Source organism: Chitinophaga terrae (ex Kim and Jung 2007), from assembly GCF_900107795.1.
Lineage (GTDB): Bacteria > Bacteroidota > Bacteroidia > Chitinophagales > Chitinophagaceae > Chitinophaga > Chitinophaga terrae.
The window spans coordinates 76,284-98,365 of record NZ_FNRL01000002.1 but is presented as its reverse complement, the minus strand read 5'-3'; the positions used below and the strand labels follow the sequence as shown (position 1 = coordinate 98,365).

The following is a 22,082-nucleotide window of genomic DNA, read 5'->3' as shown; positions in this document are numbered from 1 at the left end:
TTATAACATATCAATTAGGTGAAATTAGTTTTTTTTGACATATCTGTCAAATTTTACTTTTAACATCCAGCGCGTCCCGTAACCCGTTCCCTAAAAGATTGAACGCCAGAACCAAAACCATGATGGCAATCCCCGGCGCCAATGCCAGCAAGGGGTTATGGGTGATAATGAAATTGTAGTTTTCCTTTATCATAAGCCCCCAGGAAGGCTGCGGCGGCTGCACCCCTACCCCCAGGAAACTAAGTCCGGCTTCCACCACGATAGCTGTAGCAAAATTACCGGCGGCTACTACCATCACCGGCCCTATAATATTAGGCAGAATATGACGGGCAATGATCCTCAAATGGTTATAACCCAGCGCCCTGGCAGCTTCCACGTATTCCAGCTCCCTGATGGCCAGCACCTGTCCCCGTATCACCCTGGCCACTCCTACCCACATGGTAAGGCCCACGGCAATGAATATCTGCCAGAAACCCTTTCCCAGCGCCAGCGTCAGGGCAAATACCAGCAGCAAGGTAGGCATAGCCCACACTACGTTCACCAGCCACATGATCACATCGTCTGTCCGGCCTTTGAAGTAACCGGCCAACGCGCCCAATAATACGCCAATGCTAAGCGAAATGATCACGGCTATAAACCCAACGCCCAGGCTTACACGCGTACCGATCAGCAAACGGCTAAGGATATCCCGCCCGAATTTATCGGTACCTAGCCAATACGTTTTCCTGCTGATCCTTTCTTTGCTGATCAGCTCCCGCAGCGTTGCCGCCGGCAAAGGGTCCTGCACCGGCCTGCCGTACCAGACAAGCGTTAAAGGATATTTTTCTTCTTTGCTCGTTTGTTCATCCACATACCTTTGGATCACCAGCAAACTATCCCCGAATTTCCAGGATGTAAGCGGAATGTATGTCAGGTCAGAGGGTTGCCCGTATAAGAGTTTATGGAAGAAGGAAACCCTGGGTATAGCCTGTTCTTTTTTCATTTCAAGCATAGGAATACTGAAACCCGGATGCTGCCCTTCGATCTCTAGCACCATCCGGTCGGCATACGGCGTATTGTCGGGCGCCCACAGGTAAGCCCCAATGCTGATAATAACTGAAATAATAATAACAACTAAACCGGTAACAGCGCCCTTGTTCTTATATAAGCGTTTCCAGGAAGCAGACTGCATGTTCTTAATTTACCTGGCGGCCTTTCCACTGATAACTACCAAACTTGCCCAGCCAGCCAGCAATAACAATATACGGAATATGAAATATCTGCCCCGGTATAAACCAGACAAGCAACTCTGTTTTATTAAAAAACCTGGCTACCGGCAACAGGAAATAGAGTTCGAGCGTGATCTTGAATAAGAGAAGAATGAAGAACCATGGACGCCATACCGGCATAAAAATAACCATACAGCCCATCACCAGCAGGCCCAGGTTAAAAAGATAGACCAACACCAGCATCCAGGTGAGGCGTTTATCTTCATACTTATCGGCTTTCGACGACCAGCGGATACGCTGGTTCATGAAATCGCTGATAGTATCAACTGCCAGGGTTCTTACCACGGCATCTTCGCATTTAAGGTATTTTACTTTGTCGGGATAGGCGCTGTAGATCTTATACATCAACAGCATATCATCTCCCGACGCAATATTATCGATCCCCTTGAAGCCTCCTACTTCATAGAACGCGCGTTTTTCGTAGGCCAGGTTGGCTCCATTGCACATGGTACCCGAGGTAGACTGGGCTACTGCGCCGGTAATGCCCTGCATAGTCATGAAATCCAGCGACTGCAGGCGCTTGAACAGGTTATGTTCCTTATAAAAACTAACAGGTGCGGCAATGAACTTGGGTTGATGAAGTTCATAAAAATGCACCAGGGTCTCTATCCATTTAGGCCCCATTACACAGTCTGCATCCGTTGTTACGATCAACTCGCCTGTTGACCTGGCAATGGCTATCTCTATAGCTTTTTTCTTATAGGAGTTCAGTCTTTCTTCCTTATCGAGATGGTCGCTTAGCCTGAGCAGGTGAATATTCGGCGCTTTGGAACTGCTGATAATTTCGGCAGTGTTATCTGTAGAGAAATCGTCTATAATGATGACCTCCAGCAGCTTTGGATCATAGGTCTGCTGTTCCAGCGCATGGAGAAGATCTGGCAGGTTCTTCGCTTCATTCCTGGCGGGAATGATAACGGTAACGCTGGTGGTACCAGGGGTTTTAGTTTCCGGTATAAAGCTGCGAAGCCGTTTCCAGCCGAGGCTGTACCACAGCATCAATGCTCCATAACCTAAAGCCAGCGCAACTAATATTATTAAGAAAAAAAACATCCGGTTACTGAAGATTATTTTTAATGATAAGCCCTAACTCGGCGGATATTAACTGGTGTCCTTTATCCAATACCACGAGCCGGGAAGGGAATGTGCCGTCTAAAAACCGGCTGCCTAGTACCGGTGGAATTACACGGTCATATTTCCCAAAAACCAGGAGAGTAAAAACGTTATATCTGGCTAATAATTGTTTGCAATGCTTTTTGTCCGGCATCATCCTGCGTAAGTTGGTCCATACATTGTATACCAGTTCCCGCTTTACAGGTTCGTTCATCCGGTGCAATGCAAACTTATAAACGCTCTGATTCAGTAGTCCCAGTCGCTTCCATGTATTCAGCAAGGCGAAGAATAAAGCGGGATGATAAGTGTTGTATTTAAACAGCCAGTTACCTACAGACGTTTGAGTAACAAACATATGCCACGGATTGTTTTTAAGTCCGTCGGCTGCTGCCAGTACCAGTCTATCTATTTTTTCAGGCATCAGTTCCACAACACATAAAGATAATCGTCCGCCCATGCTATAGCCTAATAATGAAAACCTTGTGAAATTGAACTGTTTCAATACCGCATCAATAACGGCTTGCAGGTCGTCTTTCCGGAACACCCTGTTTTCATGCCAAAGGGTTTGACCATGCAATGGCATATCTAAAGCTACGATCGTAAATACATCTCCTAAAGTGGTTGCCAGGCTGGCAAAATGTGCCGCACTTTCACCAAAACCATGCAAACAGATTAATAGGTCTTTGCCGCTACCATCAACGATACCGTGAAAGACACTGTTCAGATATGGAAGATAAAAATCGGACATTAGGGAACAATGATAAGCAAAAAAGCAGAAAATGGGGGAACCTGCGGGGCAAGGATTAACTTATCTATAACATTCTGAAGCATGATTTATTCCAGCACTTTTTGATTTAACAGCTCTTTTGCGCTCCGCTATACTTTTTTCGTTAAATTACATAACTACCAAAAATCAGATAACATGGACGCAACAGTTGAAAATAAGACTGCGCTTAAAGGCGCTGAATTCCTGGTAAAGGAAAGTGCTCCTGAAGAAGTTTTTACCCCCGAAGATTTTTCGGAAGAACAACTGATGATCAAAGACATGGCCGACCAGTTCATCAGCAAGGAGATCACACCGATAGTTGAAAGGATCGACAAACTGGAAGAAGGATTGATGCCGTCGTTACTTGAAAAAGCCGGGGAACAAGGCCTGCTCGGCGCCTCTTTCCCTGAAGAATACGGGGGACTGGGTAAAGATTTTGTTACCGCAACTATTATCAATGAAGGGCTGGGTGCAGGTCACTCCTTCTCCGTTGCCATGGCTGCACATACAGGTATCGGCTCCCTGCCGATCCTCTATTTTGGTACTAAAGAACAAAAGGAAAAATATATCCCTAAACTGGCAACCGGCGAAATGAAAGGAGCTTATGCCCTTACAGAACCAGACAGCGGGTCTGACGCCCTGGGAGCCAAAACCACTGCAAAACTCACTGAAGACGGCAAATTCTATGTACTGAATGGCCAGAAAAGCTGGATCACCAATTCCGGGTTTGCCGATGTATTTACAGTGTTTGCAAAAATAGACGGAGAAAAATTCACCGCCTTCATCGTAGAGAAAGGAACGCCAGGTTTTACGCTGGGAGCCGAAGAACATAAAATGGGGATCAAAGGATCATCTACCCGCCAGATCTATTTCCAGGACGCCAAAATTCCTGTAGAAAATGTGCTGGGCGAGATAGGAAAAGGCCACCTCATTGCCTTTAACATCCTGAATATTGGCCGCCTGAAACTTTGCGCCGCCGCTATAGGCGCCGCCAAAAAATGTATTAATACTTCCGTTCAATACGCCAATACACGTACCCAGTTCAAACAACCCATCGCCAACTTTGGCGCCATCAAACACAAACTAGCAGAAATGGCTATACGTACCTGGGCTTCAGAAGCTGCCCTTTTCCGTACAGCCCAACTGATAGACGATAAAGAAAGAGAACTGCTGGCCGCCGGCAAACCATTCAATGAAGCCTTGCTCGGCGCCGCAGAAGAATACGCCGTGGAATGCGCCATCCTGAAGGTGAATGGCTCCGAAGTGCTGGACTTCGTAGTGGATGAAGGAGTACAGATCCATGGCGGTAACGGGTTTAGCGATGAATACATCATTTCCAAAGCATACCGCGATTCCCGCATCAACAGGATATTTGAAGGAACCAACGAGATCAACAGGCTACTCACTCTTGACATGACACTGAAACGCGCCATGAAAGGAAAGATCGACCTGATGACCCCTGCCATGAACGTACTTAAAGAGTTAATGGATATTCCTGATTTCGGAAGCGACGATGAAACGCCCTTCGCCAAAGAAAAGAAACTCATCGCCAATTTCAAGAAAGCGATCCTTATGACCGCAGGTGCAGCAGCCCAGAAGCTGATGACGAAGCTGGAAAATGAGCAGGAAATACTGATGGATATAGCCGATATGGCCATTGAAACCTTTGTTGCAGAAAGCGCCCTGCTCAGGCTCATCAAACTTACCAACAGCAAGGGAGAAGATGCCGCCGCATTGCAGGCCGATATGGTAAGAACTTACCTCTACGATGCTGCAGATAAGATCAATAAATCCGGCAAAGACGCTATCAACGCATTCGCAGAAGGCGATGAACAACGTATGATGCTCTTAGGCCTGAAACGATTCACCAAAGCCGAAGCATTCAATAGCAAAGAAGCCCGCAGAAGGATTGCCGATAAACTGATCAGCGAAAACAAGTACCCCTGGTAACGGCTATCAGTAATAAATTTTTAAAGGAACGAAGAAAGAAAACAATATCCCTTGTTTATTCTTCGTTCCTTTTTTCATAGTACGCTATTTCTCCCTGCCCCTAATTATCTTTACAGTTCTATATTGATATTGATGACAGGGTTTATGCGATCTCCAAAAGTACTCTTTACTACACTGTTAATATTGTTTGCTATAGTTGCTGATTGTCAGGTGTCCATCAGGTTAGCTCAACCGGCAAGAGAACAGAATAATGTTAATACCTCAAAGCAATTCATTGCAGGCCGTACCTGCGTGGGTTGCACGATCACCATTAACGACGATACCGTACATGTTTACAGCACAGGGACCTTTGCCGCCAGATACGAACTGAATACCGGCCGTAACACCTTTGTAATCACCGCAACCAGCCCCGATAACGAAACGGCTTCCAGGAGCGTAACCTTTTACTACAACCCGGTTCCCCCGCCTGTGGCAACCCAGGCATTCAGGATAGATTTCATGGAGATAACGCCTGCAGGGAACCTGCAACTGATGCCGGGCGATGTACTGCATATCCGTATGAAAGCCCAGCCAGGCAATACAGCTACATGGATCAACAACCAGCCACTTAAAGAATTGCCGGCCTCGCAAACCAACGGTGTTCCCGGTTACTATACCGGCAGCTACACGCTGCAACCCAGCGACTCCCTGCTGAACGGCAGGATAATTGCCCGCCTCTATAACTCATCAGGCAGCGTAGCTACACTTGCCAGCCCTAACAGGTATAGCATGCTGAATACCGATATGCCATTAACCGGCCGCACATTGGACAACATGACCTATCTCGTGGCCAGCCCCTTTGGCGACCGCCTGGGACCTGATAAGATCGGCTACCTCGACAAAGACGTACTACTGCATGTAGTAGGGAAACAGAACGATTACTATAAAGTAAGATTATCTTCCTCCCAATATGCCTACATACCAGAACCCTTGCTGGATACAGAGATCCCCCAGGAAGAACTGCCGGTGAGCGTTGCAGAGAATGCACAGACCTGGAGCGACGAAAAATTCGATTATATATCACTGGAGCTCTCAGATAAACTACCCTACCTTTCTACCCAGCGGGTAGACGACAGGAAGATCATTGTAGATATCCACGGGGCGTATGCCGATAAAGCATTAAGTACGGCCTTAAACGGAACGAAGGAAATAAAGGCCATTGCATGGGGGCAGCCATATCCGGACCTTTGCCGGCTGGTGATCTCGCTGAAGCACGAACCCTGGGGATACCAGATTTACTATACAGGCAACAAATTAACGGTGAAGGTTAAACGCCTTCCAGAACGCCCTTCTCTAAAAAACCTGGTAATAGGGCTGGATGCGGGGCATGGTGGAAGCAACCCCGGAGCTACCGGCCTGACAGGCGCTGTAGAGAAACAATGGACCCTGAACATCGCCCTTCGGTTAAAGGCTTTGCTGGAAAGAGAAGGAGCTACCGTGATCCTATCGCGGAATTCAGAAAAATTCGTTGCGAACGAAGACCGGCTCTCCTTTTTTAGAAGAGCCGATCCGGATCTTTTATTAAGCATTCATTTCAATTCTTCCGTCAATCCTGTAGATGTAATGGGTACCGCCACTTATTACAAACACCCGTTCTGCGAACCGCTGAATGCAGCTATTCATGCGCGGTTGCTGGAAACAGGGTTAAAGGATTTCGGCAATAACGACAACTTCAATTTCATACTGAATAACCCAACAGAATTTCCCGATGCGCTGATAGAAACCCTGTTCCTCAGCAACCCGGGGGATGAAGAAAAGTTATTACAACCAGCCTTCCAGCAACTCCTTGTAGAAAAAATAGTACAGGGGCTGAAAGATTACATGGCAAGGCTGAACGCGCAGCGTTAACCGTTACTTCAGTTGCTGCAGATATGCCGACAACCGGTTAATAGACGCGGCCACTACGCCGATCTGTTGCTGGGCTTCCGTCCATCTGCGTTGCTCAATCGCTTCCCTCACGCCTGGGATGGTTTTAACGCCATAGCCGGTATAAAAACCTGGCGCATATAACGTATGCTTATACCAGGACCTCGAAGGCAACCCGGCTTCATTGAGCAATTGCTGCTCTGCCTTGTAGATGCCTTTATTAACAGGCGCATTGGCTGATGAAGCGGTGAAAGAGAGTGATGAGGTTACGCTGTCGAGGTTGGCCAGGGCGTTCTGTAATGAAGAAAAATCCAGGTATGGAACCAACGATTTGCTTCCCGGTGCGGCAAGATGTTTGGCTGTATCTGTAGCGATCCTGTAATAGTTTTTGGCGATCAGCTGGTTCTCTAACAGGGTAGCCTCTCTCATGGAAGTGGTGAGTTCCACCAGTTCGTTCACATACCCATTAACGGTTTCGTATAAACGACGGAAATCAAAAGGCGCCACTTCCGCGTTGGCCAGTCTTAATACCGTATGCCCTGCAGCTTTGGATAATGTTTCCCCATAATAAAAACCGGGATCTTTAAACCTGGAATAATCGTCGTACGAGTCGTATATGCTATGATACTCGCCCCCCACGTCTTCTCCCCCAAACCCAAGGTCTAAAGACGGAATGCCCAGGTGCTGGAGGAATGAAGAATAATCGGAACCCGATCCCATTGCCCCGATGTTCATATACAGCTTGGCCAGCCTGTCTTTCTTTTGCTTTACAGAACCAGCTTTCAGCACATCGTTAGCCTGTTTCCTTTCCAGGAGGTTTACCTGGGTTTGCGGATCAATTATTTCCTTCGCTACTTCATTAACCAGCGTTTCCAGGGCATGCGAGCCGCTGGCGTTGAAATAACCACGCCCGTTGTTATCAGAGTTGATATAGGCAACTGCTTTCTCTTTCAGTTCTGCCGCATGCTCTTCTACCCACTCGGTAGATCCCAGCAACCCGGGTTCTTCCCCATCCCAGGCGCAATAAACGAGGGTACGTTTAGGTTTGATGCCTTGCTTATATAACGCGCCGATTGCCCTGGCTTCTTCCAGCAATGCAGCCAGTCCGCTTACAGGATCGGCAGCGCCGTTCACCCAGGCGTCGTGGTGATTGCCTCTTATTACCCACTGATCAGGCGCTTCGGAGCCTTTAAGGGTAGCTATTACGTTGTGGCAGGGCTTTATATCCCAGTTAAAGGAAAGCTTCAGATGTACTTTGGCATTCCCTCCTCCAATATGGTAAGTAAAAGGTAAAGCCCCTTTCCAGTCGTCTGGCGCTACGGGGCCGTCCAAAGCTTTCAGCAGGGGCGCGGCATCATGGTAGCTGATGGGCAGCACCGGGATCTTCAGCAGGTTGATGGCCTGTTCGCGCTGTATCCTGGCTGCATTGGCAGTAGCGCCTACGTTAGGGGTAAGCGGGTCGCCCGGATGGATAACAATATCCATTACCGATCCTCTCTGTACCCCAAATTCATTTTTAAAGGCGCCTGCAGGATATACGTCGCCAGCATAGTAGCCATCTTCCTTAGGATCAGAATAAATAATGCACCCGATAGCCCCATGCTCCTGGGCTACTTTGGGTTTGCTTCCCCTCCACGACCTGCCATATTTGGCGATCACTATCTTTCCTTTCACATCGATCCCCGTACGGGCCAGGTATTCATAATCTTCCGGCAAGCCGAAATTGACATAGACCAGCGAGCCTTCCACATCGCCATCCGCACTCCAGGCGTTGTAGGTCGGAAGCTGCCCTTCCTGGCCTGAAGTAGCGTCTTCTTTCAGGGCCGGCTCTTTTAATACGGCTTTATAGGTAGTGGGGCCTGTCATTTCCAGCACCCTTTCTTTTGGTGTAGGAAAAAGCACCTGGTAGGTTTCGATTTTTGCATCCCAGCCGTAGCTCCTGAATCTTTTAACCAGGTCTTCCGCCAGGGCAGCCCCGTTTTCAGACCCGATATGATGAGGTTTTGCTGAAAGCGATTTGATGGTTTCTCCAATGTGAGTACGGCTGAGCTCTTTATCAAACCGTTGTTCAATTGCAGCCTGGCGGGCGGCGTCTTTAAATCCCAGCATTTTTTGCTGTGCGTTGGCCAGGGAGGTAAAGCAGGTAAAAAACAGCAGGAAACTGGTAGAATTGGTTGAAAACATATATAAAGATTAAGTTGTCAGGGTTGGTGGCGGGTAGTCACAATATATAAAAATTTATGCGGATAACTTTTGGTTATGTTCCATAAACACAGATTATAGGGCAAATAGTCTACTTAGCCAGTAGATTAATCTATATTTGTAAATCCTTTCATAGCTTTAATGCCCGAAAACGGAACTTTAATGTAAAAAAATATTTATATGGGTAATGCGATTCAGGAGTTCAACGACTATCGTGCTAAGATGAATGAAGTAATTCTGGGCAAGCAAAATAAGGTGATCAACCGCTTGTTTAACCTGGATACAAATACCTATGCTGAAGGCGCTTTAAGCACCAAAACCAAGGAAATGTTAGGGCTGGTAGCCTCAATGGTATTAAGATGCGACGATTGTATCAAATACCACCTGGGAAAAGCGTACGAGCAGGGAGTAACTACTGAGGAAATGTACGAGATCTTTGCTGTGGCCAATATTGTGGGCGGAACTATCGTCATCCCGCATACCCGTAGGGCGGCTGAGTACTGGGAAGAATTACAGGCACAATGATCCTGATAAATACCCTTATCTATCGTAACTTTACAGACCAATAATATATTATATCTTTAATTCATACAAATGTCAACAGCAACTATAGCTCCGCAGGCAGCACTAACAGCCAAAGACTTTGCAACGGACCAGGAAGTACGCTGGTGCCCTGGCTGCGGCGACTATTCTATACTTAAACAGGTTCAGACCGTAATGCCTACTTTGGGTATTCCCCGCGAAAATATTGTGATAGTTTCCGGTATTGGTTGTTCTTCCCGTTTTCCATACTACATGAACACTTACGGTATGCACTCGATCCATGGTCGTGCTACTGCCATTGCATCTGGTTTGAAAGCCACCCGTCCTGAACTGAGTATCTGGATTGTAACGGGCGATGGAGACGGGCTTTCTATCGGCGGTAACCATACCATTCACCTGCTGCGCCGTAATTTCGATGTAAACGTGATGTTGTTCAACAACCAGATCTATGGTCTGACAAAAGGACAATATTCTCCTACTTCTGAAAAGAACAAGGTAACCAAGTCGACCCCTATGGGAAGTATCGACCATCCTTTCAACCCTATGGCGCTGGCGCTGGGGGCTGATGCTACCTTTATTGCCAGGAGTATGGACCGTGATCCGAAGCACCTGCAGGAAATGCTGAAACGCAGCCATGCACATAAAGGCGCTTCTTTCCTGGAGATCTACCAGAACTGTAACATCTTCAATGATGGCGCATTCGAGGTATTCACGGAAAAAGGTACAAAAATGGAGGAAACCATTTTCGTTGAGCAGGGGAAACCGCTGGTTTTTGGAGCACAGAAGAACAAAGGCGTTCGTCTGGATGGCCTGAGACCGGTAGTAGTAGAACTGGGCGCCGAATATTCAGAAAGCGACCTGTGGATCCACGACGAAAACGACTTCTATAAGGCGCAATTGCTGACCAGGATGTTCGACGATCCGAGGATCGAAGGCCATTTGCCTCGTCCTTTTGGGGTATTCTACCAGGGATTCCGTCCAAGCTACGAAGAAGTGATGGAAGCACAGTTATCTGAAGCCCTCGACAGGAAAGGCGCCGGCAATCTCGATAAATTGCTGGCCGGCAACGAAACCTGGGAAATCAAATAGTTCCTTCCGGATAAAATTTATGGGAATGGGTTGGCTGCTAGCCAGCCCATTTGTTTTTTAGGAATAAAAAAAGTGGATCAGCTAAAAGCCAACCCACTGAATATTTTAGGTACAAAAGCGATCAATGCGTCAACGCCACATCAAAAAGCATTTTGTAAAGCAATACTACGCCAAAGATGATCATACTGATACCTGCTATCCTGTTAAGCCATTCTACGTTGTTAAGCGTGAGTTTATGCCTGATCTTATCTGCCACAAAAACTTTCAGGATATCAGCGGAAAGTACAAGGCTTAAGCAGATTGTATACATTACGATACGGTGCCCCGAGGAAGTGGCGGCATTGGCCACGCATACGCCCAACCAGAAAATGATCACCCCGGGATTGAGGGTATTCATTAAAAAGCCGGCCAGCCAGATCTTCAGGTAGTCGTGGGTCCTGAACATTTCAGGTTTTTCTTCGCCGGTGCTGATCTTTACTTTCTTAAAGATCAAGCCGTAGATGCCCATTCCTATTAAAAGTACGCCGCCGCAGATCCCTATTGTTTTTTTGTATTCTTCCAGGCCGGTGATAAAAGCGGTAGCCAGGTTGCCCGTCAATACAAACATAATATCGCTAAGCGACACACCCAGCGCGAAGCTGATGCCTGCCTTAAAGCCATTATTAATGCTATATTTTATAATCGCGAAGATTACGGGGCCAACGGATAATGAAAGAAACACTCCAAGCCCTAAACCCGCTACAATTGCTGCTACCATGCTAATAAATTCCGTATCCGGGTGCTTACTTAATGCTTAACTGTTTTCCCAGCCAGAAATTTTTCCCAATCCTTCAGCTTATCGCCTTTCATCACACGCGGGAACTTATTCATAGCACCTTCCTTTCCTTTGCAACGCAGGTAATCAATAAACACATCATTAGGCAGTATTTCTACAAACACCTCTTTTAATGCTGCTGATCTTTCCACTGCATAGTCGTCATTCACTTCACAAAGGGTCTGGTCGATGATCTCCCTCACTTTCTCAACATCTACGCCAGGTGAATCTGTACCGATATACCAACGATGGGCAAATAAATTCTGATAAGGGAATCCAGCCACTGTAAATTCCTTGATAGTAATGCCCAGTTTTTTCTGCACATTGTCTATCGCTTTATTCATATTGTCGATGCTCATGTGCTCCCCGCATAAGCTGAGGAACTGCTTGGTACGACCTACTATGACAATCTCATGTTCTTTTACGGAGGTGAATTTAACCACATCCCCTATGAGGTAACGCCATGCGCCTGCGCAGGTCGACAGCATTACGGCATATTCCACATCTTCCACTACTTCGTGGACCATGTAAGACTTAGGATTTGGTTTAACTTCCCCTTCAGCGTCGAAGTTCTCCTCGTTGAAAGGGATGAATTCAAAAAAGATTCCAGCATTAAGGACGAGCTTGATCCCTTTGGTGCCAGGGCGGGCCTGGAATCCAAAAGAACCTTCGGAAGCCATATAGGTTTCAATGAACGCTATCGGCTTGCCCAACAGTTTCTGGAAGCTGTCCCTGTATGGTTCGAAAGACACTCCTCCATGGATATAAACTGCCAGGTTTGGCCATATTTCGTGGATGTTCTTAACTCCGTGATATTTGATGATTTCCTCCAGTACGATCTGTACCCAGGCCGGAACGCCGCAAACCGTACCTACATCCCAGTCTTTTGCTTTACGGACAATGAGGCGTATACGTTGTTCCCAGTTCGGGCGGCGCGAGATCTTCCCGCCTGGTTTGTAGAACCTGCGGAACCATTTCGGGATATTTTTGGCCTGGATGCCGCTCATATCTCCCTCGTAATAATCGCCTTTTTCGTATAAGGAAGTAGTTCCTCCCAGCATGAGGATCCCTTTTTCAAAGGAGCGGGGAGGGATGTTGAAGTTAGCCATTGAGTACAACTGCTTTACTCCAACCTTTTTCACCGTTTTAAGCATTGCTTTGGTAACGGGAATATGTTTGCTGGCAGATTCGGAAGTGCCAGAACTTAATGCGAAATACTTGATCTTTTCGGGCCAGCTTACATTAGCTTCCCCCTGAAGGCACCTGTACCACCACTCTTTGTGCATTTTTGAATAGTTATGCACGGGTACTCTCTCCTTGTATTGCCCTATGAAGTTGGGACTATCTAAAATTTCCTGGAAGCGATAGTGTTGTCCGAACTCAGTCTCTTTGGCTTTTTCCAACAACCTGTGCAGTACCTGCAGCTGGTATTGGCGAGGCGTTCCTAATTTAAATGTGAACTTCTTCCTGATGCGCAGTGACCTGGAAATAAGATTACCTATAATGGCCATTAACTTTCCCTCTCTTTAAATTGAATTACAAAAATAAGTGGAATCTTGAATATAAGTCGATTGATAATTTGGAATTACCAGGTTGAGCTATCAATAAATCTTATATATAATACAATTATTCAAAATGTTGGCTACATTCCCAATCTATTATTCGCAATTCGTGCCTAACTTTACAGCATGTTAAAAGCAACTTTACTCAAAGCTACTGAAGCCAGCGGAAAAATACTGCAACAATATTTCGACGGCCCCTTTGAAGTTACCAGCAAAAGCAGTATAAACGACCTGGTAACGGAAGTGGACAAAAAATCGGAAGAAGCTATTATCGCCGTAATTAAAGAAACTTATCCTGATCACTTCATTCTCAGCGAGGAAGTAGGTGAGCTGAAATCCGCCAGTAGCGTAAAGTGGATCATTGACCCGATAGACGGTACTGTAAATTTTGCCAATGGCATACCACTCTGCTGCATCTCCATCGGGGTGGAAAAAGACGGGGAAATCATCCTGGGCGCTGTTTACAACCCGTTCATGAATGAGCTTTTCGTTGCAGAAAAGGGCCAGGGCGCAACCCTGAACAACAGGCCAATCAAAGTATCCTCCAAAACCAATATCGAACAAACCTGTTTGGTTACCGGTTTTCCATATCAATGGCAGGATATGCCCAATAACCCGCTCCAGGCATTCGAAACTATCGTAAAGAAAGGAATTCCTGTACGCCGGCTGGGTTCTGCAGCAATAGACCTTTGCTGGGTAGCCTGCGGCAGGTTCGACGGGTTTTATGAGCATCACCTCCAACCATGGGATTCGGCAGCCGGTTCACTGATCGTTACCGAAAGCGGTGGCAGGATCACCGATTTCTCCGGCAACCCTTATTCCCCTTATCAAAAACAGGTACTGGCCACCAATGGCCATATACACCAGGCATTGCAAGATCTCGTAAACGGTAAATAAGTTTTCGGAAACATGGAAGAAAGAACAGAAATACAAGACCTGGGAGAATTCGGATTGATCGATTATCTCACCCGGAACATAGAGATACAGAACGCCAGCACCGTACTGGGAGTAGGCGACGACGCCGCAGTGATAGACCATTTCGGAAAACAAACGGTTGTCAGCACTGATATGCTGGTAGAAGGCATTCACTTCGACCTGATGTATACCCCCCTTAAACACCTGGGGTACAAGTCGGTGGTCGTAAACCTGTCTGACATCTATGCGATGAATGCTACCCCTACCCAGATCACTGTCAGCATTGCTTTCTCCAACCGTTTCTCGGTAGAAGCGCTGAACGAGTTCTATGAAGGCGTTTATGCCGCCTGTGAAAAATATGGAGTAGACCTGGTAGGCGGCGATACCAGCAATTCGCAAAAAGGATTCATTATCAGCGTTACCGCTATAGGCGAAGTAACGCCAGACCAGTTCGTAAAACGGTCTACCGCCCAAAAAGGCGACCTGCTTTGCGTATCAGGCGATCTGGGCGCTGCATATCTTGGCCTCACCCTCCTGGAAAGAGAGAAAAAAATATTCCTCGAAAGCCCGGGAGTAAAACCAGACCTGGAAAACCAGACCTATATCATTGGCCGCCAGTTAAAACCTGAAGCCAGGAAAGATATCATAGAATTCCTGCAGCAGGAAAACATTGTTCCTACCGCCATGATGGACATCAGCGATGGTTTAAGCTCAGAGATCCTCCATATTGCCAAACAAAGCAACCTTGGCGTTGTATTGTATGAAGAAAAGATTCCCATTGCCCAGGAAAGCAGGGAAATAGCCCTTAAGTTCGGGTTAGACCCCACTGCCTGCGCATTAAGCGGCGGAGAAGATTATGAACTGCTGTTCACCATGAAACAGGAGGATTACGATAAGATCGTGCTGAATGAACAGATCAGCGTTGTAGGTTACATGGCCGATATTTCAGAAGGCGCCCATATTATAACCAAAGGCGGGAATAAATTCAAGCTGGTGGCGCAGGGATGGAATGCTTTCAAACAATAAGTATACTCTAATTCTGACAAGACACCCGGCCTTCATAGCCGGGTGTTCTTTTTTATATCCTATTTCGATACTTCAACAGGGATCACAGGGCTGTTATGCGTAGGCGGCAGATCGCCCGCAAATACCGAGAACTTTAACTGGTATTTGCCAGGTTTTTCCGGCGCCACTACCTCCAGGCTCACCAACCGTCTTAACATCGCTGTTTCAAGGGTTGTAGCCAGTTTCACCGCCGGCAACGAAGTGTCTTTATTTTTAAAACCATACCCTATAACAGGTTCATTATCCCTGTCGAGCTGGATAGGCTGGCGATACTCGTTAAACGGCTGCAATACCACGCTTATATGCTCTCCCGGCCGTGCTTTGATCTGCTTCAACGCCGGTTTGAACTGGATCCTGGAATAAGAATAATAAGCAGTATCCAGGTAATAATCCCATACTCCATGAACGGTTTTAAGACTGTCTGTAACCGGGATGCCCGCGCCGGGATCAAATACTACCATCACAGGATGGCCCCATAACTGCGTTTCTGTATCCCAGTAATTATATTGGCTTCTGCGCGAATACTGGTTATTAAGGCTATAGGAGAGATTACCAGTGTAGAACATGTATTTGGAAGGAAGCTGGTAACTGTTGATAAATACAACCGGTCTTCCCTGGGCCTTTGCCGCCACTGCAGCTGTCCATTTCTTATTATCATGCACTTCCGGCCGTATCTCCACCCCCGGCACGAAATTCCAGACCAGGTAAACCCTCACCGCCAGCACCAGCAACAATGTTACTGGCAAAGTGTAAAGCAGCCATTTCTGCGTCAGTTGTTTACGTACCACCGCCTGGTGAGCCAACACCATAACCGGGGTAAATAACATCACCGTCCAGTTGGCCTCTACACGGCCCTTAAAAGTACTGACCAGGAAAAAACCAAGTACGCCGATGGTACAGAACTTCAAGGCTCTTTCAAAGGCGTTCTGCAAAGGACTTCTGAAAGCATAATACAATATCAGCCAACCTACTACAGGACCAAATAAAGCCAACTGGCCCGCCAGGTAATCCAGCGAAAAGCTGATGTCGTAAGCCGCTGCATTACGCTCCACCAGGTGATATTGCAGCGATGGGAAATCGTGCGTGTACTGCCAGTAAATATGCGGGAAGAATAATAAGGTAGTAAGAAGACAGGCTACCCAGAATTTAAAAACCTTCAGCAGGTTGATATTCGAAAGCAATGTAAAGAAGACCAGCAATACGCCATGGTATTTGCTGTAGAACATCAGCGCCATGGAAAGCCCCAGCAACAGCGTATTCTTCCAGCTTTGTTCATTCAGGAACAACTTGTATATCCAGAAATAAACGGCTGCAAAAAAGATCAGGGGCACATCCGGTACAGCTAACATTCCTCCTACCTGCATGGCGCCCATAGCGCCGATTAACAGGTAGAACAGCTTCATATCTTTAAACGCGATCAGCCGGGCCGTTATCCATAATGTCAGCGTATTCAGCATAACAACCAATAGCCGTACTCCCAGCTCGTTATGAAAAATTCCGTAGCCGATCTTGATCAGGAGCGCGATCATGGGCGGGTGATCGAAATACCCCCAGTCAAGGTGCTGGGAATACACCCAGTAATATGCTTCGTCGTCCCAGAGCTCTGAAAAGCCGGCCTGTAAAAGCCCTAACACCAACCATCCCAGCAAAAACAAATTCAGATACTGGTTCTTCCTAAAAAAACTACTAGATGCGCTCATTCCATGCTGTATTGATCTACCTGCGAAGATAAAATTATTAACTGTATAGCACCGTATTCCAGTTCCCGTCTATCGCTACCATATCTGATCTGCAACCTGCTTCGATCCTGCCCATTTGCCTGCCCCATTCGCCTACATTTGCCGGATATAACGAGGCCATTCTCAGCGCTTCTTCCAGTTCTATCCCTACCTTTTCCACACAATTCCTTACCGCTTTTGCCATAGTAAGCCGCGAACCCGATAAAACGCCTGTAGCGCTTACATACCTGTCGGCTTCTTTGATATAAATATATCCCCCTTCCCTGTTCTCCTCCACCGCATCTGTGATCAGGAACAGGCGCTCTTTCATGATCTTTTTGCTGATACGGATAGATGCGAAATCGACATGCACCCCGTCGGCCACTATGCTGGCGCTAACCGCCGGATGATCGTACACAGCGCCCACAAGGCCAGGCGCCCTGCTTTCGAGCGGCGACATAGCATTGAACAGGTGTGTGGCATTGTGAATTCCCTGGTCAAAAGCCGTATATGCTTCCGCGTAAGTTGCGTTGCTGTGTCCTGCAAATATCACGATTCCCGCGTCCCTGAGCTGCTTCACCAGGGCAGGATCGCAGCATTCAGGCGCCAGGGTGATCATTTTCACCACATCTCCCCCATTCGAAAGTATCCAGTCTATATCCTGTTGAGATGGTGAATGAATATATTGTTCGAGATGCGCTCCTTTTTTCTTCGGGTTAATGAACGGTCCTTCCAGGTGCAGGCCCAATACCCCGGTCAGCCCCTGTTTCCAGTATTCTCTTACCGCTTTCATGGCGTTCAGCATCACCTCTTCTCCTATGGTAGCCACTGTAGGCATTATCCAGGCGGCGCCGCCTGCCTTGCTGTAATTTACCGTAGCTTCCAGCGCGTCAACAGACGGATATAAAGAAAACACCTTGCCATTACCCCCGTAGATCTGCAGATCAATGAAAGCGGGAGCCAGTAAAGCCCCTTGCAGGTCTACCCGGTTGGCCGACTGCTGAAGCTCGTTCATCGGAACGAGGGCTGTTATCAGGCCATTTTCAGTTGTCACCGCATGTTGTTCCAAAATCTTTTCTCCAGTAAAAATCCGGGCATTGACGTAGGTTACAGACATAGTTAAAGTTTTTAGGTTGTTTCGTATAGTTCCAGCGGCAAACCGTCAGGATCTGTAAAAAAGGTAAACAGTTTGCCGGTATGAGGGTCTGTTCTGACAGGCTCTGTGACTACTCCCCTGGCATTCAGTTCCCGCACTGCTTTATTGATATCCTCTACAGAAAAAGCCAGGTGCCTTAAGCCCAGGGCCTCAGGGCGGCTCGAACGCGGAGGCGGATCGGGGAAGGAAAAAAGTTCGATGATGTAATGCCCGTTCAGCGCAAGATCCAGCTTCCAGGAATCCCGCTCCATCCTGTATACTTCCCGGATCACAGAAAGGCCCAGGGTTTCAGTATAAAATGTTTTGCTACGCTGGTAATCTGAGCAGATGATGGCGATATGATGAACTGCTTGCAGCAACATAATCTTTATGGTAAAATAGTAAAAGAATCGGCATCTTTAAGGAAGGGCAGCCGGGCCCTGGTATCGTTCAGCTGTTCACGCTGAAGGGTATACGTAAAAATATCTTCTTCCCCGGATTTCCTGTAAATGATCTCTCCCATCGGGTCTATCAGGCTCGATTCACCGCTGTGATATATCTTATTTCCATCTTCCCCCACTCTATTCACTCCAACAACAAAACACTGGTTTTCAATCGCTCTTGCCTGCAATAAGGTGGTCCAGGCAGTTTTCCTTCTTTCAGGCCAGTTGGCCACATAAACCAGGAGATCGTAGGCCGGTTCGTTGGTAGCCGGCTGGATATTATTTCTTGTCCATACAGGGAAACGGAGATCGTAGCAGATATTCAGGTTTATTTTCCAGCCTTTTACCTGTGCGATGAGCCTTTTATCGCCTGCCTGGTAATGTTCATGCTCGCCGGCATAACCAAACAGGTGGCGTTTATCATAAGTGCCGAACTGCCCGTTGGGCAGCATCCAGATAAGGCGGTTAAAGTATTCGCCATTCTCTTCAATGATCAGGCTACCGGTGATGATTATACGTTTTGATGCCGCCTTGCTGCGCATCCAGTTAACAGCGCTGCCGTCCATTGTTTCAGCCAGTTTTTCCGGCTGCATGCTAAAACCGGTGCTGAACATTTCCGGGAGTATCACTACTTCCGTTCTTTCGATACTGTCGATCTTCTCATCAAACATCCGGAGATTGGCTTCTTTGTTCTCCCAATGCAGATCAGACTGGATCAATGTTACTTTCAGGTCAGACATCGCAAAAGATTAAGGGTATCAGAAACTATCCTGGTGATCGTTGTGTATTTTTTCCAGGGCATCCTGGATCAGATCCTGCTCAAATCCCCTTCCTACCAGGTATTGGATCGTTTTATATTTACGTTTCAAAGGAGGTTCTTTCTGTAACGATAAATATTTCTTTTCAGCCAGTTTCTCCAGCACTTTAATATAGTCGTTGTCGTCGATTTCCTCCATTGCTTTTTTAATACAATAGGGAGATACCTGCCGCTGCTTCAGTTCCATGAGGATCTTTTTCCGTCCCCAGTGTTTGATGCGAAATTTCCCCCCTGCAAAAGCCCTGGCAAAGCGTTCTTCATTCAGGAAATTATCGGCTATAAGCGCGGCAATGGCTTCATCCACGGCTTCGCCTCTCAGTCCCAGTTCCAGGCACTTATATTTTGTTTCCTGGTGACTGCGTTCCTGGTAGGCGCAAAATTGCCTGAGTTTATTCAACTCGGTTAACATATCATCTGCTTTATCTTACTATCCGCAGTTTAGCGTAGTTCAGCATAATTTTTTTCTCACCGCCTCCTTTAGGGAACACGATCACTGCGATCCTGTTATTAGGGGCGCCTTCCAGGCTGGTAATGGTACCGAAGCCGAATTTCTGGTGTTCTACCTGCATGCCTGCTACCATTTCGGCAGGGTCGTCTGCCGTAAAACCGGCAGAAGGAACATGGGTGGTAGCTGGCGAGAAAGATGGTTTCGCCGGCTGAGGAGCCTGTTGAGGGGCCGGAGATTTCTTCTGCATCCTGTCGAACATATTGCCTGAAGATGCCCAGCCGGATGTAGATCCGCCGCCAAAAGCATTCCGGATGCTTCCGCCGCCGGCGTAGCTGCGATCCAGGTATTTTTCAGGCATTTCTTCCAGGAAGCGGCTTGGTTCGTTCTGAACCAGGTTTCCAAACCGGTAACGGCTGTTGGCATATGTCAGCCACAACCTCGATTTGGCGCGGGTGATGGCTACATAGAACAAGCGGCGTTCTTCTTCCAGTTCTTCCCGTGTATTGATAGACATCCCGCTCGGGAACAATGTTTCCTCCAGGCCTACGGTGAACACTACAGGAAATTCAAGTCCCTTTGCCGCGTGGATGGTCATTAATTTCACTACGTTGCTGTCTTCATCATTGCCCTGGTCTGCATCTGTCAGCAAAGTGATCTGTTGCAGGTAAGAGCCCATGCTTTTATCCAGCAGTTCCCCTTCTTCGTCGGGGGTTTCGGTGAACTCTTTGATAGAGTTCAGCAATTCCTGCACGTTTTCGTAGCGGGCAAGGCCTTCGGTAGTTTTATCGTTGAAGAGTTCTTTAACAAGGTTGGTAGATTTACCTACGGCTACGGCTACATCGTAGGCGTTATGGGTGCCCAGCAGCGCCTGGAAGCTCTTGATCATGATCACGAAAGCTTCGATCGCTTCTACGGTACCGCCGCGGAAACCGAATTCCCTGGCTCTTTCCAGCACTTCCCACATGGTGAGGTTATGTTCATTGGCGAGTACCAGTGTTTTTTCGATGGTGGTTTTACCGATCCCGCGCACGGGGTAGTTGATGATCCTTTTCAGGCTTTCTTCGTCCCGGGTGTTCATGATTAACCGGAGGTAAGCCACGAAGTCCTTGATCTCTTTACGTTGATAGAAGGAAAGGCCACCATATATCCTGTACGGGATACCTTTACGGCGAAGACTTTCCTCGAAGGAGCGGCTTTGTGCATTGGTACGGTAGAGGATAACGAAATCGCGGTTTTCGTAATGGTTCCGGAGTTTCTGTTCGGCGATGGTATCGGCAACGAATTTACCTTCTTCGTTGTCGGTCATGGTACGTACCAGTTTGATGGTATCGCCTTCTGTATTATCTGTCCAGAGATTTTTCTCGATCTGTCCTTTATTGTGGGCGATCACTTCGTTGGCCACATTCAGGATGGATTTGGTACTGCGGTAGTTCTGTTCCAGTTTTACGACGCGAACATCGTCGTAGTCTTTTTCGAACTGCAGGATGTTTTGTATGGTTGCCCCGCGGAAGGAGTAGATGCTCTGGGCATCGTCGCCTACCACGCAGATATTCTCGTGTACAGCTCCCAGCAGTTTGATGATCTCGTACTGGGCAGGGTTGGTATCCTGGTACTCATCGATCATGATGTATTTGAACTTATGCTGGTATTTGTGCAATACTTCAGGGAATGATTTCAGGAGTACGTACATTTTGAAGAGCAGGTCGTCGAAGTCCATTGCCCCGTTTTTGAAGGTACGTTTGGCGTACATATCGTATATTTTACCGATAAGCGGCCTGTTTGCCCTCATATCTTCCTGTTGAACCAGGTGATCCATCTGGTATTCTTCCGGCCCCATCAGGCTGTTTTTGGCGGCGGAGATGCGATTATAAACGAAAGTGGGCTTATAGTGTTTATCATCGAGGTTTAATTCGTTGATAATGGTTTTAAGAACACTTTTAGCGTCGTCTGTATCGTAGATGGTAAAATCGTTGGGATAACCGAGGCGGTGAGCTTCCGCCCTGAGGAGGCGGGCAAAAACGGAGTGAAAGGTACCTATGTAGAGGTTGCGGGCTTCGCTGCCGCCGAGGATCTTTTCCACGCGTTCTTTCATTTCGCGGGCTGCCTTGTTGGTGAAGGTCAGGGACAGGATGTTGAAAGCATCCACGCCATGCCGCATCAGATGTGCGATACGGGTGGTAAGTACCTTGGTTTTTCCTGAACCGGCGCCTGCAACTATCATTAAAGGGCCGTTGATATGCGTTACTGCTTCCCGTTGCTGTTCGTTAAGCTCGTCTAAATAGTTTGCCTTCATCACGACTGCTATTTTTAAAAGAATATTCCTGAAGGGTGT

18 protein-coding genes are annotated in these 22,082 nt (G+C 47.3%); 6 read left to right on the top strand and 12 right to left on the bottom strand.

The window, feature by feature from the left end; genetic code table 11:
- Positions 1-46 precede the first annotated feature (46 nt).
- From BLV62_RS02450 to BLV62_RS02440, 3 genes are read right to left on the bottom strand one after another with little or no spacing between them, the layout of a single operon-like run.
- Entirely contained in the window at positions 47-1,171 is a 1,125-nt protein-coding gene (locus tag BLV62_RS02450) for an ABC transporter permease (RefSeq protein WP_089758360.1), read from the bottom strand.
- A 4-nt stretch (positions 1,172-1,175) separates the two neighbouring features.
- A complete protein-coding gene (locus BLV62_RS02445) occupies positions 1,176-2,318 on the bottom strand; it encodes a glycosyltransferase (RefSeq protein WP_089758357.1) in 1,143 nt (380 codons plus the stop codon).
- Between the two features lie 4 nt (positions 2,319-2,322).
- A complete protein-coding gene (locus tag BLV62_RS02440; RefSeq protein WP_089758355.1) occupies positions 2,323-3,126 on the bottom strand; it encodes an alpha/beta fold hydrolase in 804 nt (267 codons plus the stop codon).
- Between the two features lie 174 nt (positions 3,127-3,300).
- Here BLV62_RS02440 and BLV62_RS02435 point away from each other — a divergent pair, with 174 nt between their 5' ends.
- Both BLV62_RS02435 and BLV62_RS02430 read left to right on the top strand, forming a co-directional pair.
- Complete coding sequence (locus BLV62_RS02435; RefSeq protein WP_089758353.1) at positions 3,301-5,094, top strand: acyl-CoA dehydrogenase family protein; 1,794 nt, start codon at positions 3,301-3,303, stop codon at positions 5,092-5,094.
- A gap of 210 nt (positions 5,095-5,304) precedes the next feature.
- A complete protein-coding gene (locus tag BLV62_RS02430; protein WP_168927780.1) occupies positions 5,305-6,981 on the top strand; it encodes an N-acetylmuramoyl-L-alanine amidase in 1,677 nt (558 codons plus the stop codon).
- Positions 6,982-6,984: 3 nt separating this feature from the next.
- Here BLV62_RS02430 and BLV62_RS02425 read toward each other — a convergent pair whose 3' ends face one another.
- A complete protein-coding gene (locus BLV62_RS02425) occupies positions 6,985-9,183 on the bottom strand; it encodes a M28 family metallopeptidase (protein WP_089758349.1) in 2,199 nt (732 codons plus the stop codon).
- Positions 9,184-9,381: 198 nt separating this feature from the next.
- Here BLV62_RS02425 and BLV62_RS02420 point away from each other — a divergent pair, with 198 nt between their 5' ends.
- Together BLV62_RS02420 and BLV62_RS02415 are read left to right on the top strand one after the other, a co-directional pair.
- Positions 9,382-9,726, top strand: coding sequence for a carboxymuconolactone decarboxylase family protein (locus BLV62_RS02420; RefSeq protein WP_089758347.1), 345 nt, complete (start codon positions 9,382-9,384; stop codon positions 9,724-9,726).
- A 69-nt stretch (positions 9,727-9,795) separates the two neighbouring features.
- Positions 9,796-10,833 (top strand): 2-oxoacid:ferredoxin oxidoreductase subunit beta, encoded by a 1,038-nt coding sequence (locus BLV62_RS02415; RefSeq protein ID WP_089758345.1) that lies wholly within the window; start codon positions 9,796-9,798, stop codon positions 10,831-10,833.
- 121 nt (positions 10,834-10,954) lie between these two features.
- Here BLV62_RS02415 and BLV62_RS02410 read toward each other — a convergent pair whose 3' ends face one another.
- Positions 10,955-11,590: a LysE family translocator gene (locus BLV62_RS02410; RefSeq protein ID WP_089758342.1), complete on the bottom strand. Its 636-nt coding sequence runs from the start codon at positions 11,588-11,590 to the stop codon at positions 10,955-10,957.
- Between the two features lie 29 nt (positions 11,591-11,619).
- On the bottom strand, positions 11,620-13,158 hold the full coding sequence (locus BLV62_RS02405; RefSeq protein WP_089758338.1) for a GH3 family acyl-acid amido synthetase: 1,539 nt from the start codon (positions 13,156-13,158) through the stop codon (positions 11,620-11,622).
- A 177-nt stretch (positions 13,159-13,335) separates the two neighbouring features.
- On the opposite strand from BLV62_RS02405, the gene BLV62_RS02400 reads away from it, so the two are divergent.
- Positions 13,336-14,106 carry an inositol monophosphatase family protein gene (locus BLV62_RS02400; protein WP_089758336.1) on the top strand — a complete coding sequence of 257 codons (771 nt, stop codon included), beginning with the start codon at positions 13,336-13,338 and terminating at the stop codon, positions 14,104-14,106.
- A 12-nt stretch (positions 14,107-14,118) separates the two neighbouring features.
- Positions 14,119-15,150 carry a thiamine-phosphate kinase gene (gene thiL / locus BLV62_RS02395; RefSeq protein ID WP_089758334.1) on the top strand — a complete coding sequence of 344 codons (1,032 nt, stop codon included), beginning with the start codon at positions 14,119-14,121 and terminating at the stop codon, positions 15,148-15,150.
- 59 nt (positions 15,151-15,209) lie between these two features.
- Here the strand turns inward: thiL and BLV62_RS02390 are convergent, their stop codons facing one another.
- Genes BLV62_RS02390 through BLV62_RS02365 form a run of 6 tightly spaced genes read right to left on the bottom strand, consistent with a single transcriptional unit; the run spans position 15,210 to position 22,043 of the window.
- The gene (locus BLV62_RS02390) at positions 15,210-16,889 is read right to left on the bottom strand and encodes an ArnT family glycosyltransferase (RefSeq protein WP_089758332.1); all 1,680 of its coding nucleotides are present in this window, start codon (positions 16,887-16,889) and stop codon (positions 15,210-15,212) included.
- Positions 16,890-16,926: 37 nt separating this feature from the next.
- Positions 16,927-18,024: an N-acetylglucosamine-6-phosphate deacetylase gene (nagA, locus tag BLV62_RS02385; protein ID WP_089758330.1), complete on the bottom strand. Its 1,098-nt coding sequence runs from the start codon at positions 18,022-18,024 to the stop codon at positions 16,927-16,929.
- Between the two features lie 11 nt (positions 18,025-18,035).
- On the bottom strand, positions 18,036-18,425 hold the full coding sequence (gloA2, locus tag BLV62_RS02380) for an SMU1112c/YaeR family gloxylase I-like metalloprotein (protein WP_089758327.1): 390 nt from the start codon (positions 18,423-18,425) through the stop codon (positions 18,036-18,038).
- A gap of 5 nt (positions 18,426-18,430) precedes the next feature.
- The gene (locus BLV62_RS02375; protein ID WP_089758325.1) at positions 18,431-19,225 is read right to left on the bottom strand and encodes an amidohydrolase; all 795 of its coding nucleotides are present in this window, start codon (positions 19,223-19,225) and stop codon (positions 18,431-18,433) included.
- 18 nt (positions 19,226-19,243) lie between these two features.
- On the bottom strand, positions 19,244-19,711 hold the full coding sequence (locus tag BLV62_RS02370; protein WP_089758323.1) for a regulatory protein RecX: 468 nt from the start codon (positions 19,709-19,711) through the stop codon (positions 19,244-19,246).
- A 10-nt stretch (positions 19,712-19,721) separates the two neighbouring features.
- Positions 19,722-22,043, bottom strand: a complete 2,322-nt coding sequence (locus BLV62_RS02365; RefSeq protein WP_089758321.1) for an ATP-dependent helicase — start codon at positions 22,041-22,043, stop codon at positions 19,722-19,724.
- Between the last annotated feature and the right edge of the window lie 39 nt (positions 22,044-22,082).